1 protein-coding gene and 1 pseudogene are annotated in these 687 nt (G+C 68.4%); both read right to left on the reverse strand.

The window, feature by feature from the left end:
• A partial coding sequence (locus tag QZH66_RS17700) for an NAD(P)-dependent oxidoreductase (RefSeq protein ID WP_305807130.1) occupies positions 1-313 on the reverse strand: 313 nt, incomplete at its 3' end.
• A gap of 16 nt (positions 314-329) precedes the next feature.
• Positions 330-687: pseudogene (locus tag QZH66_RS17705) on the reverse strand (D-glycerate dehydrogenase); the annotation flags it as partial.

Below are 687 nucleotides of genomic sequence, written 5' to 3' on the forward strand. Positions count from 1 at the left end.
CGCTGCGCAGCAGCTCTTCCTTGCCGACATAGCGGGCCTTGCACTCGGCCTCGAGTTCGGGCGAGAGCTGCGAGCGGTTGTGGTAGACCACGTCCATGCCGAAGCCGTGCGCGCCGCGCTTGGCGATGCCCTGGCCGATGCGGCCCATGCCGATGATGCCGAGCGTGCTGCCGTGCACCTCGGTGCCGGCGAACATGTCGTAGCTCCATTTGTTCCATTTGCCCGCGCGCAGGTAGTGCTCGGACTCGGCCATGCGCCGGGCCGTCGCCATGAGCAGCGCAAAGCCGAAGTCGGCCGTGGTCTCGGTCAGCACGTCGGGCGTGTTCNCATTTGTTCCATTTGCCCGCGCGCAGGTAGTGCTCGGACTCGGCCATGCGCCGGGCCGTCGCCATGAGCAGCGCAAAGCCGAAGTCGGCCGTGGTCTCGGTCAGCACGTCGGGCGTGTTCGTGCCCTGCACGCCGGCGGCGGTCATGGCCTCGACGTCGAAGTTGTTGTAGCCCACGGCCATGTTGGCCGCGATCTTCAGGCGCGGACACGCGGCAATCAGCTCGGAGTCGATGCGCTGGCTGCCGGTGGTGAGGGCGCCGTCCTTGTCGGCCAGGCGCTCGGCCAGCTCCTGCGGCGACCACAGGACGTCGTCCGGGTTGGCCTCGACCTCGAAGTGCTGCGCGAGCCGCTCGACCACT

Origin of the sequence: Stenotrophomonas sp. YIM B06876, from assembly GCF_030711595.1 — a bacterium.
Lineage (GTDB): Bacteria > Pseudomonadota > Gammaproteobacteria > Xanthomonadales > Xanthomonadaceae > Stenotrophomonas.